General features: G+C 36.4%; 20 protein-coding genes. 17 read left to right on the forward strand and 3 right to left on the reverse strand.

Annotated elements, in window-relative coordinates:
* The first annotated feature begins 65 nt into the window (after positions 1 to 65).
* The 14 genes from F9B85_RS15025 (at position 66) to F9B85_RS14890 (ending at position 10,086) form a co-directional block, all read left to right on the forward strand.
* Complete coding sequence (locus F9B85_RS15025; RefSeq protein ID WP_207707073.1) at positions 66 to 251, forward strand: hypothetical protein; 186 nt, start codon at positions 66 to 68, stop codon at positions 249 to 251.
* A gap of 171 nt (positions 252 to 422) precedes the next feature.
* The gene (gene pseC, locus F9B85_RS06615) at positions 423 to 1,577 is read left to right on the forward strand and encodes a UDP-4-amino-4,6-dideoxy-N-acetyl-beta-L-altrosamine transaminase (protein WP_151619596.1); all 1,155 of its coding nucleotides are present in this window, start codon (positions 423 to 425) and stop codon (positions 1,575 to 1,577) included.
* A gap of 50 nt (positions 1,578 to 1,627) precedes the next feature.
* Complete coding sequence (locus F9B85_RS06620) at positions 1,628 to 2,338, forward strand: cytidylyltransferase domain-containing protein (protein WP_279237741.1); 711 nt, start codon at positions 1,628 to 1,630, stop codon at positions 2,336 to 2,338.
* A gap of 20 nt (positions 2,339 to 2,358) precedes the next feature.
* Positions 2,359 to 2,982, forward strand: coding sequence for a pseudaminic acid biosynthesis-associated methylase (locus tag F9B85_RS06625; protein WP_151619598.1), 624 nt, complete (start codon positions 2,359 to 2,361; stop codon positions 2,980 to 2,982).
* Between the two features lie 13 nt (positions 2,983 to 2,995).
* Positions 2,996 to 4,144, forward strand: coding sequence for an N-acetyl sugar amidotransferase (locus F9B85_RS06630; protein WP_151619599.1), 1,149 nt, complete (start codon positions 2,996 to 2,998; stop codon positions 4,142 to 4,144).
* Positions 4,145 to 4,254: 110 nt separating this feature from the next.
* Positions 4,255 to 4,743: a class I SAM-dependent methyltransferase gene (locus F9B85_RS06635; protein WP_151619600.1), complete on the forward strand. Its 489-nt coding sequence runs from the start codon at positions 4,255 to 4,257 to the stop codon at positions 4,741 to 4,743.
* A gap of 16 nt (positions 4,744 to 4,759) precedes the next feature.
* Complete coding sequence (locus tag F9B85_RS06640) at positions 4,760 to 4,939, forward strand: hypothetical protein (protein WP_151619601.1); 180 nt, start codon at positions 4,760 to 4,762, stop codon at positions 4,937 to 4,939.
* A gap of 68 nt (positions 4,940 to 5,007) precedes the next feature.
* The gene (gene hisH, locus F9B85_RS06645) at positions 5,008 to 5,622 is read left to right on the forward strand and encodes an imidazole glycerol phosphate synthase subunit HisH (RefSeq protein ID WP_243138103.1); all 615 of its coding nucleotides are present in this window, start codon (positions 5,008 to 5,010) and stop codon (positions 5,620 to 5,622) included.
* 8 nt (positions 5,623 to 5,630) lie between these two features.
* Entirely contained in the window at positions 5,631 to 6,407 is a 777-nt protein-coding gene (wbuZ, locus tag F9B85_RS06650) for a glycosyl amidation-associated protein WbuZ (RefSeq protein ID WP_151619602.1), read from the forward strand.
* Positions 6,408 to 6,421: 14 nt separating this feature from the next.
* The gene (gene pseG / locus F9B85_RS06655; protein ID WP_151619603.1) at positions 6,422 to 7,531 is read left to right on the forward strand and encodes a UDP-2,4-diacetamido-2,4,6-trideoxy-beta-L-altropyranose hydrolase; all 1,110 of its coding nucleotides are present in this window, start codon (positions 6,422 to 6,424) and stop codon (positions 7,529 to 7,531) included.
* A 37-nt stretch (positions 7,532 to 7,568) separates the two neighbouring features.
* Positions 7,569 to 8,126: a UDP-4-amino-4,6-dideoxy-N-acetyl-beta-L-altrosamine N-acetyltransferase gene (gene pseH, locus F9B85_RS06660; RefSeq protein WP_151619604.1), complete on the forward strand. Its 558-nt coding sequence runs from the start codon at positions 7,569 to 7,571 to the stop codon at positions 8,124 to 8,126.
* A 90-nt stretch (positions 8,127 to 8,216) separates the two neighbouring features.
* On the forward strand, positions 8,217 to 9,257 hold the full coding sequence (pseI, locus tag F9B85_RS06665; protein WP_151619605.1) for a pseudaminic acid synthase: 1,041 nt from the start codon (positions 8,217 to 8,219) through the stop codon (positions 9,255 to 9,257).
* A 462-nt stretch (positions 9,258 to 9,719) separates the two neighbouring features.
* On the forward strand, positions 9,720 to 9,917 hold the full coding sequence (locus F9B85_RS14885) for a flagellar export chaperone FliS (RefSeq protein ID WP_207707063.1): 198 nt from the start codon (positions 9,720 to 9,722) through the stop codon (positions 9,915 to 9,917).
* 37 nt (positions 9,918 to 9,954) lie between these two features.
* Positions 9,955 to 10,086 carry a flagellar export chaperone FliS gene (locus F9B85_RS14890; RefSeq protein WP_279237736.1) on the forward strand — a complete coding sequence of 44 codons (132 nt, stop codon included), beginning with the start codon at positions 9,955 to 9,957 and terminating at the stop codon, positions 10,084 to 10,086.
* A gap of 370 nt (positions 10,087 to 10,456) precedes the next feature.
* Here the strand turns inward: F9B85_RS14890 and F9B85_RS06675 are convergent, their stop codons facing one another.
* Entirely contained in the window at positions 10,457 to 10,867 is a 411-nt protein-coding gene (locus F9B85_RS06675) for a hypothetical protein (protein WP_151619606.1), read from the reverse strand.
* An 837-nt stretch (positions 10,868 to 11,704) separates the two neighbouring features.
* Here F9B85_RS06675 and F9B85_RS06680 point away from each other — a divergent pair.
* The 3 genes from F9B85_RS06680 to F9B85_RS06690 all read left to right on the forward strand — a co-directional run bounded on the left by F9B85_RS06680 (position 11,705) and on the right by F9B85_RS06690 (position 13,829).
* On the forward strand, positions 11,705 to 11,986 hold the full coding sequence (locus F9B85_RS06680) for a flagellar export chaperone FliS (RefSeq protein WP_151619607.1): 282 nt from the start codon (positions 11,705 to 11,707) through the stop codon (positions 11,984 to 11,986).
* Positions 11,987 to 12,183: 197 nt separating this feature from the next.
* On the forward strand, positions 12,184 to 13,059 hold the full coding sequence (locus F9B85_RS06685) for a HipA domain-containing protein (RefSeq protein ID WP_151619608.1): 876 nt from the start codon (positions 12,184 to 12,186) through the stop codon (positions 13,057 to 13,059).
* A gap of 8 nt (positions 13,060 to 13,067) precedes the next feature.
* Positions 13,068 to 13,829, forward strand: coding sequence for an HIRAN domain-containing protein (locus F9B85_RS06690; protein ID WP_170270266.1), 762 nt, complete (start codon positions 13,068 to 13,070; stop codon positions 13,827 to 13,829).
* Positions 13,830 to 14,183: 354 nt separating this feature from the next.
* On the opposite strand, the gene F9B85_RS06695 is transcribed toward F9B85_RS06690, so the two are convergent.
* Both F9B85_RS06695 and F9B85_RS06700 read right to left on the reverse strand, forming a co-directional pair.
* Positions 14,184 to 15,092, reverse strand: coding sequence for a DUF4351 domain-containing protein (locus F9B85_RS06695; protein WP_151619610.1), 909 nt, complete (start codon positions 15,090 to 15,092; stop codon positions 14,184 to 14,186).
* Between the two features lie 30 nt (positions 15,093 to 15,122).
* Complete coding sequence (locus tag F9B85_RS06700) at positions 15,123 to 15,359, reverse strand: DUF4351 domain-containing protein (RefSeq protein ID WP_151619611.1); 237 nt, start codon at positions 15,357 to 15,359, stop codon at positions 15,123 to 15,125.
* Between the last annotated feature and the right edge of the window lie 162 nt (positions 15,360 to 15,521).

Raw genomic sequence — 15,521 nt, forward strand, 5'->3', positions numbered from 1 at the left:
AATAAAAATGACATAGAAGCAGTTACTCAAGTCTTCCAATCAGGTAGGCTACACAAGGACCAAATATTGAACAGTTTGAAAAAGCAGTCGCTCAATATTGTGGGGACAAGCTAGCTTGCCTGTCATCTGATTTAGGACCTAGCGATTTGAACTGGACCTCTCCAAACATATTCGTTGCTTCTGCCAATTGTGCTCTTTATTGCGGAGCCAATGTTGATTTTGTAGATATCGGTCGCTTACGTACAACATGAGTATAGAAGCATTGGAAGAATCATTAAAAGAAGCTTCTAAAGTAGGTTAACTACCTACAGTTGTGGTATCCGTTCATTTTGCCGGTCAATCTTGTGACATGGATAGAATATACCAACTAAAAGTCATTATACAATCAATAACTTATCTAAAGTATATCTAAGGAGCAGTGAATGAGAGACACATTGTTACCTTATGGCAAACAGTGGTTAGATGAACAAGATATAGAAGCTGTTGTTGAAGTATTAAAAAGTGATTATTTAACAACAGGACCCACCATTGAACTCTTTGAAAAAGCTTTTGCAAGTTACGTTGGCGCAGAGTATGCGATTGCTTTTTCTAACGGCACGGCGGCCCTTCATGGAGCCTGTTTTGCAGCAGGAATAACAAAAGGTTATGAAGTAATAACAACACCTATGACCTTTGCAGCTACTGCCAATTGCATTTTATACCAAGGCGGAACTCCAATATTTGCCGATATCGACAAGCTTACATACAATATCGAACCAATGGAAATCGAAAGAAAAATATCAAAAAACACCAAAGCGATTATTCCGGTAGATTTTGCTGGCCAGCCTGCGAAGCTTGATGAAATAAAGGAACTTGCTAAAAAACATAATCTTATTGTTATAGAAGATGCGGCCCATGCCTTAGGTGCTATGTATAAAGGTAGAAAAGTAGGTTCTATTAGCGATATGTCCATGTTTAGCCTTCATCCTGTGAAGCATATAACGACTGGTGAGGGCGGGATTATTACAACAAACAATAAAGAATATTACAGTAAGCTAAGGCAGTTTCGTTCCCATGGGATTACAAGAGAAAAAGACCTTATAAAAAATCCTGATGAACCTTGGTACTATGAAATGCACTTTCTTGGTTACAATTATCGAATGACGGATATTCAAGCAGCTCTTGGTATTAGTCAATTAAAAAAAGCTGATAAATTCATTGAACTTCGAAGAAACTATGCTGCTATGTACAAAGAAGCTTTTACAGACATTGAACAATTAATTCTCCCCACACAAAATCGAGATACCAATTCAAGCTGGCATTTGTTTATTATTCAACTGAGACTAGAACAACTTTCTGCAAGTCGAAAACAGATCATTCAAGACTTGTTAGACAATAAAATCGGCGTAAATGTCCATTATATACCTGTATACTATCATCCTTATTACCAAGAGCTTGGATATACGAAGGGCTTATGCCCAAATGCGGAAGCTCTTTATGCATCTACTATTACTTTGCCGCTTTTTCCTAAAATGACAACACTAGATGTGAAAAATGTCATAGAAACAGTTAAAAAAACAATTAAAAATTATGTCTGATTATCTTAACGTAATGATAAGAAGGTGAACATATAAAAATAGGAATAATCATCCAGGCTAGAATGACTTCTACTAGGTTGCCGGGAAAAATACTTAGAGAGGTAAAAGGTAAACCTTTAATTCAATATCAACTAGAACGCCTAAATAAAGTAAAATTAAAAGACATACCAATTATTGCCACTACTACGAAGCAATCAGACGATATTTTAGTTGAATTTTGCAAAGAAAACAATATAGCATTCTTCAGAGGGTCTGAGGATGATGTACTTTCTAGATATTACAAAACGGCTAAAGAATTTAACGTAGATGTAATAGTTCGAATAACAGCTGATTGTCCTCTTATAGATCCAACTGTGGTTGATGAAGTCATAGATACTTTTCTAAAAGAAAAGAAATGTGACTACGTGTCAAATACAAATATAAGAACCTACCCTCGGGGTATGGATACAGAAGTTTTTACTTTTAAAGCTTTAGAACAGTCTTTTTATGAAGCGAAAACTTTATCAGAACGAGAGCACGTAACCCCATATATGTATACACATCCAGAACTTTTTAAGCTAAAAGCAGTAATAGCTCAAGAAGATAACAGTAGCCATCGCTGGACCGTAGATACCATTGAAGATTTTGAGCTCATAAAGTTAATTCTTGAATCTTTTTATCTATATAAGCCAGACTTTTCCCTTGAGGATTGCTTACAACTTTTAAAGAAAAATCCTGAATGGAAAAGAATTAATCAAGGTGTAGAGCAAAAAAAGATCTAATTTCATTTAGGAGGCTTCTGATGATTCATTATAAGACAGAGCAAGAACGTTTCTGGGCGTCTGATTTTGGAGATGAATATGTAGATCGAAACCAAAGTGAACAGTTATTTGCTAGCAACCTTCGATTATTTTCCAATATTATTAGTCATATGGGGAAAGTTGAGAGTTTGATAGAAATTGGTGCAAACGTAGGAATGAACCTGAATGCCTTGCAACTATTGCTTCCCAATGTAGACTTAGCCGGAATTGAGATTAATCAAAAAGCAGCCACAATTCTAAGCAAAAATAAAGAAATCCAGGTATATAATCAGTCAATTTTAGATTTTCAAGTGGATTATCAAAGAGATGTTGTGTTGTCAAAAGGTGTTCTTATCCATATAAGCCCCGATGCATTGACAGAGGTTTATAATAAGATGTATCAAATGTGTAAAAGGTACATAATAATTGCCGAATATTATAACCCTACCCCTGTAGAAATAAAGTATCGTGGACATGCTAACAAGTTATTTAAAAGAGATTTTGCTGGAGAATTACTAAAGCAACATCAAGATTTATCGCTTGTTGATTATGGATTCGTCTATCATAAGGACAATAATTTTCCGCAGGACGATATCACCTGGTTTTTGTTAGAAAAGAAAAAATAATGGAGGTGTAAAAGTGCTAAAATATTGCAACTGTTGTGTAATGCCAAATACAAAACCAGACTTATACCTAGATGAAGAAGGAATATGTAATGCATGTAGGAGTTATGAGCGTCGCAAAGAAATCAATTGGGTAGAACGAAAGCAGGAGTTACTAGCTTTGCTTGAAAAGTATCGTTCCAAGGATGGTACGAACTGGGATTGCATTGTGCCTGTTAGTGGTGGAAAAGACAGCACATACCAAGTAGTACGAATGTTGCAATTGGGCATGAATCCTTTATGTGTAACATCTACAACTTGCCATTTATCTGATATAGGCAGAAAAAATATTGAGAACATCAAGCGCCTTGGCGTTGATTACGTAGAGTTTACTCCCAATCCAATAATCAGAGCCAAGCTTAATCGAATTGGATTGGAGCAAGTAGGAGACATCTCTTGGCCAGAGCATGTTGGAATATTTACCATTCCAGTTAGAGCAGCTGTTCAATATGGAGTCAAGCTGATTGTATGGGGAGAAAACTCACAAAATGAGTATGGCGGTCCTGCTGCTGCAAGTGAAAATCATGTATTAAATCGTCGTTGGCTAGAGGAATTTGGTGGACTCTTAGGACTAAGAGTCACGGATTTAATCGGCCAAGATGGGATTGAAAGAAGGCATCTAATACCTTATACATATCCAACAGATGACGAATTAGCGCGCGTAGGAGTGACTGGAATCTTTCTAGGATACTACATTCCTTGGGATGGATATTCTAATGCATTGTTGTCTCAAGCTCATGGGTTTACAACCTATGATAGAACTGTTGAAGGGTCAATAGTTAACTATGAGAATCTAGATAATCACCAAACAGGAATCCATGATTACTTCAAATTCTTAAAATTTGGCTTTGGAAGAGCATCCGATATTGCATCATTACATATTAGACGTGAACGTATTACACGACAAGATGGAATAGAATTGATTAAAATTCATGACGGAAAGTTTCCATGGACCTATCTAGGCAAAAATATTGAAGAGATTCTAAAACCGCTAGATATTAGTTTAGAAAAGTTCATAAAAATCTGTGACAAATTTACCAATAAGAAAATATTCTGTAGCGATTTCAATGGGCAGCTTATTAAAGATAAATGCGGTAACTTACAGTTGAAATGGCCAAGAGAGTAGTTTATACGTGGCTTTTACGGATAGCACATTTATTCAACGCTTAGCACAGAGCAGCTAAGGATTTATTTAAGGTAGACTAGGTCTTTTGAAATTTTAGGAGGGATAACAATATGGAAAAATATCTAGAAAAAAACTTTGAGTATTGGCAACGCGGATACTTTGCAGATAATGTTGAAAGCTTTGTATTTCGACCATATGGAAGGATTTTAAAACAGCAATTTTCTATTGATGGTTCAAAACAGGAGAAGTTATTGGATTTTGGTTGTGGTCAAGGAGCTGCCTTAAGCTTTTTTTATTCGAAGGGCTTTGATGTATATGGGGTGGATATTAGTACGGTTGACATAGAACAATGTAGAAAAAGGATGCCTGAAATACATAATCATTTTGTCGTGATTGACCCTAAACCTAATGATTCAGATGTTTTTTTTGAAGGGAATTACGATGTTATTATCGCAATACAAAGCTTATATTACTACAACAACAAAGATTTACAGACACGATTAACATCATTGTATAAACAGCTAAAAAAAGGTGGGATAATATATGCAACAATGATGGGGACACAATGTTGGTATTATAATCACTCTGTTGAATATTAAAGATGGATTGCGTAAAGTGGATATTTCAACTCCCAGATTAAATGTAAAAGACTATTACGTTAATTTCACAGAAACAAAAGAAGAATTAATTGATAAGTTTAGTATGTTCAACAAAGTGCATGTTGGTTACTATGATGCGATGTACAGAGAAGACGAAGGAAGTGATTTTCATTGGACTTTTATTGGTCAAAAATAAAATATTAGATTCACTTAAAGTTACAGCTAAGAATTGAATGTTAAACGTACTCAAGGTGGTGGCTTTGATTGAATAAAATACTTGTAATTGATTATGGCATGGGCAACCTTAAATCCGTCAAAAGGGCTTTAGAAGAATGTGGTGCTAATGCAATTGTTTCATCTGATACCAATGAAATAAAAAACGTTTCAGCCATCATTCTTCCAGGAGTCGGGGCTTTTGCAGACGGTATGAGAAACTTAACTAATTTAGGTTGGACAGAGGCATTACTTGAGGTTAAGTCCAAAGGAATGCCTCTTCTTGGTATTTGTTTAGGAATGCAGCTTCTATCAGAAAAGGGCGAAGAAAGTGGTATAACAAAAGGTCTTGGTTTAATTCCAGGTAAAACAGAAAAATTAAAGCCAAGACATTATGAAAGAATTCCGCACGTAGGATGGAACGAAATAGTAATAAAAAAGAAAAACGCTATTTTTGATGACATACCAAATAACGCTGATTATTACTTTGTCCACAGCTTTTGCTTACAACCAAAAAATGAAGATGATATATTGGCAACAACACCGTACTGTGGCCAATTTACATCTATGGTTTGTAACAATAATATATACGGGGTACAATTCCATCCCGAGAAAAGTCAAAAATATGGTTTTCAACTATTAAAAAACTTTCTTCGTTTGAATTAGGTGATACTATGTTAAAGATTAGAATTATCCCAACATTGTTATGGAAGGACTTCGGGCTTGTAAAGGGCGTAGGCTTTGACAGCTGGCGAAGAGTGGGCTCTGTTTTACCTTCTATAAAAGTATACAACCTTAGGGAAGTTGACGAGCTTATACTTATGGATATTTCAGCTACTGAAGAAAATAGAGAACCTGATTACGAATCAATTGCTGAATTTTCTGAAGAATGCTTTGTTCCTTTTACAGTTGGGGGAGGCATCAAAAATTTAGACCACATCAAGCAGATACTTCGTTCTGGTGCAGATAAAATATCGATAAATACTGCTGCATACGAAAAACCCCGTCTAATTAAAGAAGCTTCAGAACGGTATGGATCTCAATGCATTGTAGTTAGCATAGATGTAAAGCGGGAGTTAGATGGGAATTATTATTGCTATAGTCATCGAGGTACGACATGTACGGGTAAAACCGTGGTAGAATGGGTACAACTCATGGAAGAAATGGGTGCTGGAGAGATATTAGTAACTTCAATCGAACGAGATGGTACCTTAAAAGGATATGACTTAGAGTTAATTAAACTGGTTAGCACCAATGTATCCATTCCAGTCATTGCATCTGGTGGGGCAGGTAATTATTTAGATATGCACGATGCTATATTAAAAGGGAATGCTTCAGCTGTTGCTGCTGCAAGCATGTTTCATTTCACCGAGCAGACTCCTTTAGAAGCAAAATATTATCTGAGAGAATCGGGGATTCCCGTAAGGAACAGTAATACAGCCAATACATAAAGGGTTGGTTAAGCATGTACATAGGTATAAGAGTAGATGCTTCTTATGAAATAGGCTCTGGTCATGTAATGCGTTGCGTAACACTAGCAAAGGCTTTTATGTTAAAAGGAGCAAAAGTACTGTTTATCTGTAGAAATCTACAGGGAAACATGAACTTTTATATTAGAGAACAGGGCCTTGAAGTATTAGAGTTACCCCAAGCATCACTACAAATATATAATAATATTGATGTTAACGACTCAGGGATACATTGTGAGATCCTAAGTACCACTCAAGAACAAGATGCATTACAGACTTGTGAAATAATTCTTAATAACATTTCGCAGGTTCCCATAGATTTAATGATTGTGGATCATTATGGATTAGATGGGATATGGCAAAAAAAGATTCGTTGTATTGCCAAGAAAGTAATGGTAATTGATGACTTGGCAAACCGTAAACATAATTGCAATTTCTTGCTAGATCAAAATTATTATGTAGATATACACAAACGTTATGTTGGCTTGGTGGATAAAGACAGCTTCCTCATGTTAGGTCCTCAATATGCTTTATTACGAGAAGAATTTTTTGAACAGCGAAATGCAGTTTCTATAGATGATATAGAGAACAAGAGGATACTAGTTTTTTTTGGAAGTAGCGATCCTACCAATGAGACTTACAAGGTTTTGTCTAGCATTCAATCTATGAATCTAAACGACTTAGCTATAGATGTCATAGTAGGGAAAATAAACATTAACAAAAATGATATTAAAACAATGGCAGACTCTATGAGGAACGTTAATTATTACTGTCAAATCTCGAACATGAATGAAGTACTGAGTAATGCAGATGTAGCAGTTTGTGCATCAGGTAGTTTTACGTGGGAAAGATACTGTCTTGGGATACCAGGTATTATTATATCGGTTGCTGATAATCAAAAACAGTTAGCAAGAGATCTTACAACACTTGAGATTGATACATATTTGGGTCATAGCAATGAAGTAACTACTCACTTAATAACGGTAGCTATTGAAGAAATTATTTCTAATCCTACGTCAATATTAAAAGCTAGAAATAAAGCTTATTCTATCGTCGATGGTAACGGAGTAAATCGTGTAATAGACGTAATTCTTCGAAAATTATAAAAGGTTAGGTGCACATCAGAGAAGGAGTTCGCAAATAATGAATTTTTATTTACGTCAAGCCGGCTTTGATGATTTAGAGTTGATTAGAGAGTGGAGAAATAAAGAACATGTTAGAAAAAATAGCTTTAATCAGCATTATGTAACTAAAGAAGAGCATAAAGATTGGTTTTCCAAATTAAATAAAGATAACACCAAACAATGTTTAATATTTATTCTTGAAGACGTCCCTTTAGGAATTTCCATTTTTAGTATAAATCATAAACACCAACGAGCTAATTGGAGTTTTTATTTAGGGGAAACAGGACTCCCTAAAGGAACAGGTACTAAACTTGGCTTTGCTTCTATGGATTATGCCTTTGATAACTTCAAAGTTCAGAAAATACATACTGAAGTATTATCCTATAATTTAGCGAGTCTAAAATTTCATGACAAGTTAGGTTTTGTTTTAGAAGGAAAGCATAAAAAACACTTCTTAATAGAAAGTGTTTTTTATGATGTTTATTTATTTTCAATTTTTCGCGAAGGATGGGAAGAAAAGAAAGACAACTTACTTATGATAATAGAAAAGGGAAATAACACTTCATTGCAAGGATGATGATAATTTAGGAACGACAATTTTCCCTCGTCTAACAAATGCTGGTGAAAGATGCCATTTGCATGCAAAAGGAAGAAAGGACTTTTTATTATGAGCTTAGAATGCACTCTGTTTTCTCAAGAAAAAGAACCCTTCATAATAGCAGAAATGTCAGGAAATCATAATCAGTCGCTAGAAAGAGCTTTGGAAATCGTAGATGCTGCTGCCGAAGCAGGAGCCCATGCTTTGAAAATTCAAACATATACAGCTGATACGATGACTTTAGACATTGACGAGAGAGAATTTTTTATCGAACAAAAAGATAGCCTCTGGAAAGGAAAATCTTTATACCAACTCTACCAAGAGGCATATACACCTTGGGAGTGGCACAAACCTATTTTTGAACGTTGTAAAGAACGAGGCATGATCGGCTTTAGTACCCCTTTTGATGAAACCTCTGTTGACTTTCTTGAATCCTTAGGTGTCCCTTTTTACAAAATAGCATCTTTCGAGAATATTGATTTACCCTTAATACGCAAAGTAGCCACTACAAAAAAGCCTATGATTATCTCAACTGGCATGGCTACGATTGCTGAACTAGATGAAACGGTGCGGGTTGCAAAAGAAGCTGGTTGTCCCCAAGTTGTTTTGCTTAAATGTACAAGTACCTATCCGGCTACTCCTGAAACTTCAAATATTCTAACCATACCTCACATGCGCGACTTGTTCGATGTCGAAGTCGGCCTATCGGACCATACACTTGGAATTGGCGCAACCATTGCCAGTATTTCTCTGGGTGCTACAGTAATTGAAAAACATTTTATTCTTTCAAGAGCAGAGGGCGGTGTCGATTCTGCTTTCTCACTAGAACCGCATGAGCTCAAAGCTCTTGTAGAAGAAAGTAAAAGAGCCTGGCAAGCTCTAGGAAAGATTACTTACGGACCTAGCGAAAAAGAAAAAGCATCTATGAAATATCGTCGTTCACTTTATGTAGTGGAAGACATGAAAGTGGGAGATGTTTTTACAAAAAATAATCTACGGGCGATACGACCAGGGTATGGTCTGCCGCCAAAATATATTGATGTTTTGTTGGGGAAGAAGGTTCGAAAAAACGTTAAGAAGGGTACGGCAGTAAATTGGGAGATGATTTAAGTAGAACAGAGTGCAATTCTAAAACCCACAATTGGCGAAACGTCCTGTACACTTAGGTTTAGAGAATCTTTTTCGGTATTATTTGTAGAGGGGTATAGTGATAATTGACTTCTATTATTGCTAGGTCTTTAGAATTTGCAGTCATAAAAAGAATATGGGATAAAGTGAAAGATGCTATGAAGCCAGTCTTGACGAACGGAATGCAGATTGAGCTATATTTAATTCTTCAACACGGTGCCGACGGAAATACCTTCTGCTTTTCGTCAGTGGCAAAATGATTAAGAAAAATTGCAGGATTTTTACAATTGCAATCGCTATGTTCGCCTGGAGAAAGCCAGGCCTAGCGGCCAGTCTTCCTCCAGCAGGGGTACGACCCCCAAACAATTCTGACAATTAACGACAATTTAGGACCTTAAAAACAGGTAGGAATTCTCTTGAGTTATATTAATAGGTATTTGTTGTTTGCTTAAGCCTAAACACATCATCATGACGGCCACACCGCAAGAACTGACCTTGCTCCTCTACCAAGGGGCCATCAAGTTCATGAATCAGGCCATACATAATACCAAAGAGAAGAACTACGCTGAAGCCAACCAAGCCTCTAAGCGAGCCCAAGATATCTTTGGCGAGCTGATGAGTACGTTTGGATATGAAGATTGAGATATCACAGGATCTGTATAGGCTCTATGAGTTTATATTGGATGGATTGATCCAAGCTAATATCAAGAAAGATCCTGAATTGCTATCTCAGATGGTTGAAATGACGACGGAGTTGAAGTATAACTGGCAGGAAGCGATGAAGTTGGCGAAGTTGGGGAAGGTAACGTAGATGAGGTAATGTAGTACTCAACTGTTCTCCAGTAGTTTTTGAAGGTATACAAGAAGCTTTAAAACCAAACTAGGGAAGCTTTTTTGATTGTTACGTCGATTATTGATCGTAATTAACCTATCAAGCCCTCTCTTAAAGGGTGTCAATCCGATACAACCAAATTGTTCGATACTAGCAGGCTAAAATATAACAATGCAAACTAAAATAGACCTCTTCGGAAAGGTCTATTTTAGTCGATTGTGATATTTTTCTATAAAGCTGATGCAAAAGTTGAAGTGTAACTACCTATAATTCCTGAAGCAATGAATAAAGAAAACGAGGCGTTTTCAAATAATGTAGCTATGCCGTTCTACTAATGATACTACGCCATTTACTTTTCAAAATCATCAATATGAAAAGTCCTACATTCAGTAGGCGAGTAGGAGCTATCCATCTTATCTATAACTTCTTGAAATTGCCTATTATTGTACAAATAAGTTAAAATCTTAATTGCCTGCCACCGATCAATACCTTGATTCTCTAAATCATGCTCTATATCATAAAAACCTTTAAATTTGCTTAGTTTTTCTTTATCTAAATGATAAGGATTTAATACATCTATTACAGCCTTTACTTGACCTTGGGTGATTGCTTCAACGGAAAAGAATTCATCAATAGCAGGTTCGATTCCATTCAGTAAACCGTAAATGGTTTTTTCGCTGTAACCACAAATCCCCAGTTTGTTTTGCAAACGCAGAATCTCACCAATTACTTTAGCTAGCATAAATTTATTGACATTCATGCTCGCACCCCCCTTCTTTGGAATTCATCCTATACCACTAATTATACAATAATAACAACAAATAACAAGGATATAAAAGAATAAGTGGAATTAATTATTCTTTGTTTAAACCAATTATTATGACGTTTTGAGAGTTTTTTCTAAACACTATCGCCTTCAAAAAATCCATTATTCGACCAAGAACACTGACCAATGAATCTACCGACTACCATAAGCCAACGTATACTGTAGAGTCTGTTGCAGTCTTACCCATCAAACCATCTCTCAAAAAGCCTTTGATAAACCGAACAAAGAGGTAAGGTCAAAACAAAGGCCTCTGAAATATTCAGAAAATAAAAACTTTTCATCGCAGAGGTAACCTTTTAGGTAAAAAAGTACTTATACCTTAATGAAGGCTATTTAATTGGATATCGAAGTTTGCTGTCTTAGTCTGTAGAGTAGAGGCGTGAAGCTGTTCCTTTAATTTGTGGTGTCTAAAGCCACCACGATTCAATAAAGGCCTGCTCGTCAGCATGTTGCGGGCTAGACGCCCGCTACTCCCATTACGGTAAAAAGTGCTCAGGCCTTTTTGTTTCAGGCTCTAAGAGAGAACTTCGGACCTGTAGGCAACGGTGTAAGCAGTAAAGCCCTCGACGGTCGCGAGACCGTCAACCTTTTAAGGTTTGAATGCTCGCCTGGAGGAAGCCAAGCCTAGCGGCCAGTCTCCCTCCAACAGGGGGTCTGACCCCCAAACAATTCTGACAATTCGCTACAATTTAGGACTTTAAAACCAAGAAGAAATTAACTTAAACGATATCAATAGGTTTCTGGTTTTATTTAAGCCTTAATCACATCATCATGACGGCCACACCGCAAGAATTGATCTTGCTCCTTTACCAAGGGGCTATTAAGTTTATGAATCAAGCTATACATAATACCAAAGAGAAGAACTACGCTGAAGCCAACCAAGCGAACAAGCGAGCACAAGACATCTTTGGCGAGCTAATGAGTACGTTGTATCCACCCTCACATAAATTAGGATCAATTATGAATATTCTGAAAATGAAGCCTGAATTTATATCCCAAGGCAATAGCTTTATTCCGTTAATAAAACATAATTATAAAACCAAAAAACCATAAAAAATAATGATCTTATATTTGAGAAGAAATTCATTGTTGACCAAGCGGAATCTTGTCCGCTTGGTTTTTGTATAGAAAGCAAACGTACCAATTTTCTGTCCTAAAGAAAATAACTTCATCAAAAGAAAAAACCTTTTACCAAACATAATATTCATGGTAAAATTTAGATGAAAAGTAGAGCGAAGAAGGCGTTGCTTTTGTTTAAAGATATTAGTAAATGGGAGCATATTGGATTCGCTGGGAAAAGTACTTTAGAAAAAGAAGAGCTTAGGTCTCCCGACCATTTGAAATACCTCATAAAATATCCAAGGTCATTCGCGGTAGGTGTTTCCTGGGAAGACGTAACAGAATTAATTTCAGCAAAAATCGGTAGAATATACGGACTAGAGACTATGACTGTTGAAATTGTGGTTCGCGATGAAAGAAGAGGTTGCCTTCTACGCAATTTCGTTGAGGAACAAGGTTGTGATATGGCGGAAGAAGGGGGCGCATTATTAAGTAGTTTGACTTCTGGTTACTCACCCTTACAAGAATCTTCATTAAGCAAAATGGATTTAATTAAAGCTGGATTTCAAATTGTAGAAGAATTTGATTATTGGAGTCAGATAAAAGAAGACTTCATATCAATGCTTTTTTTTGATATACTTATTGGCAATCAAGATCGCCATCCTTACAATTGGTCTTTGTTATTTTTTTCGTCCGGTCAAGTAAAGTTATCGCCCATTTATGATAATGGAGCATCTCTTGGATTTCGCTTTGATGACCAAAGTCTTCAAACATATCTCGCTAACCCTCAAAAATTTGATAAATATATAAAGAGCACAAAAGTGAAAGCGGGATTGTTTGAAAAGAAAAAAGTAAGTGCAATTGATTTACTGACGTATCTTTCGAAGTACTATCCCGTTGAGTATGCTCGGAATCTTATTAATATAGAAGGATTCGACATACCTTGTTATGAAGATTTCATTTGCTCACTGGAGTATATTACAAGGTATCAACGGGAATGGCTATTAGCGATAATTCCCTTTCGAATAAAGAAAATTATAGAGTGGGCTCGATTGTTAAAGGAGTGAGCTATATTTTGTCTAACTCAGAAGTACTCTGGTTGGCATGGCAAAACCCACGGAGTCGACAATACTATCACGTTGGAACACTAACATTAAAAAATGATCAATATACATTCACCTATACATGGTTTGAAAAGGAAGAGAATCGTAAGCTAGAGCATGCTTTACAAGATGGTTACTCACTCCACCCTAGTTTTCCAGACATACAACGATTATATATCTCTCATAAACTTTTCCCTGCTTTTGATCGTCGGTTGCCCTCGATTGATCGCGTAGATTTCGATTCCATTCTTACTGATTTAGGCTTGACGAATAACTGCAGTAAAATGGATTTGTTACGACGAACTCGTGGACGCATAGCGAATGACACTTATTCTTTTGAAGAACCGATCTTTATAGATGATAATGGCAATACACTTATTACTTGCTTTGCTCATGGTATGCGGCATCAGAAACTACCTTCCGATTGGCAAAAATACTTGTCTATAAATGATTCTGTATACTTAATGCAAGAACCAGAAAACCCCAAAGATCCTAAAGCTATAGCCATTTATACTCACTCAGGTCTATGTCTGGGATATGTACCTGCTTTTTACACTGTGGCATTGAATTCATTGTTAAATCAAGGAGCTAAAATAACGGCTTATATTGAATATGTAAATGAAAAAGCAACAGCCCATTGGTGGGTAAAAATTAAATGTATCAGTACACCTTTTAGTATTGAGGAAAATGCAAACCAAGAAACAAAACGAATGCTTTCATCAGTGCTATCATAAGCCCGTGCCCATACCTGTGCCCCCTGTCCCCTTCAAAAAGTCCATCCAAAGGGTAAAATGGCCTTTTTCCGACCAAAAGCATTGACCAAGGATTCTACGAGAAAGATAGCCTAAAATAATTATTGTATTTTTGCAAGGCTACGGTTTTACAAATTAGGGTAATTGGATTTAGACATGAAAAACAAAGACATGCCAAATAAGCCTTTTGTTAAAGGAATTTAATAAAAGGCTGAGATAATTAGCCTGGCGTAAAGTGCCGATTACCCTTTCAGCAAGACTCAATTATTTATCCAGAGGCCAAAGAAGTTATAAAAAGTGGCTTAAAAGTTGTTTAACTGTTCCTTAGGATTCTTTTTATAGGATTTGCGTTCCGTGACAGGAATAACCCACGAGATATTTCTCGATCTCTTCAACCTTTTCAAAATCGAAAATCCTATCAGCAAGTATCTGTAAAGTGTTATAATCTTGTTTTTCTATAAGCTCAGTAAAAGCTGGTACGAGCTTCCCAAATCTAATTGTTAGCTGGCGAAGTAGTGTTTCTGTTAGCGCTTTCTTTTGTCCTCGTTCTTCACCCAATTCTTCGCCTTTTTTCACAATTAGTTGATAGGTAAGAGATTCTTCTAATTTGATCAGTTCGTCCACCTCCGCAAGAAATTGTATAATTAATTCTGGATTATAAACGTATCCAGCTAACAAGAGAGTTTGTAGTAGAACCTCTCTTTTTTTATGAATTGGTAGTGAGCTGTGAATAATGGCGTCGGCACTTCTAGATAAATGCTCTATGGGGTTTTCTTTGTAGGAATGACGATCTACCACAGGAAGAAAAGCTAAGAGATTTGGATTATTATGTTGGAGGATTTCTTCTTGTTGCATTACTCCTAGATCAACGATTTGAAAAGCATAGTCTAGATGTTGACCAGTGGAGCCGAAGTAATTGATTTTACTTTCTATAGAAACTTCATTTTTGCCGAAATAAATTAGAAACTGCTTCAAAGGCTTTTTGGTTTGTTGATGAATCTTTATAGCATGACTTAGCATTTGATAAGTTATAGTGGAGTCATTTCTGTTTTGAAACTCAATGTGACAAGCCATGGTTCCCTCTGGTCCTTTCATTATAAAAGCGACAGTAGGTAGAGGGTTTTCTTGCTCAGAAAAGTCGAATGACAAATTGCTGATGTTCTGATAGTTTTGACCTGTCAGGTACTGGACAAGGGCTTCGGCATTGTCTATGAGAAGTTCAGATAAAAAAGAAATTGAAATCACCACCTCTGTCTAATTAAGGCTAGAAAAGCTCTAATATAAATACTTCTTTAACTCCTCGACTTTTTCTAAGTCGAAGATTCGGCCAATTAGAACATGTAGGGTTCTGTAATCTAGCTGTTCTATGCGAGTCGAGTAATTAGCTGGAAGTTTTCCAAGCTTAATGGTCAGTAGACGGATGAGCGTTTCTGTTAGAGCTTTTTTCTGTCCCAAGTCTTCTCCTTTTCTAAGGATTCGCTGATAGGTAGCAGACTCTTCTAGATTGATCATGCTATCATCTCCACAATGTTTCTAATATGTAAATTATCCAAAGATAGCGGAAGCCCCTATCCGAGTTGGTATCATCAGGTTTTTAAGTGGGATATTCTTACTAACCAAGCGGAAGTATTCTATCCGGTTGGTTTTTTTGCGTTCTTAAAATTCCTTTTTATT

Origin of the sequence: Heliorestis acidaminivorans, from assembly GCF_008933955.1 — a bacterium.
GTDB lineage: Bacteria > Bacillota > Desulfitobacteriia > Heliobacteriales > Heliobacteriaceae > Heliorestis > Heliorestis acidaminivorans.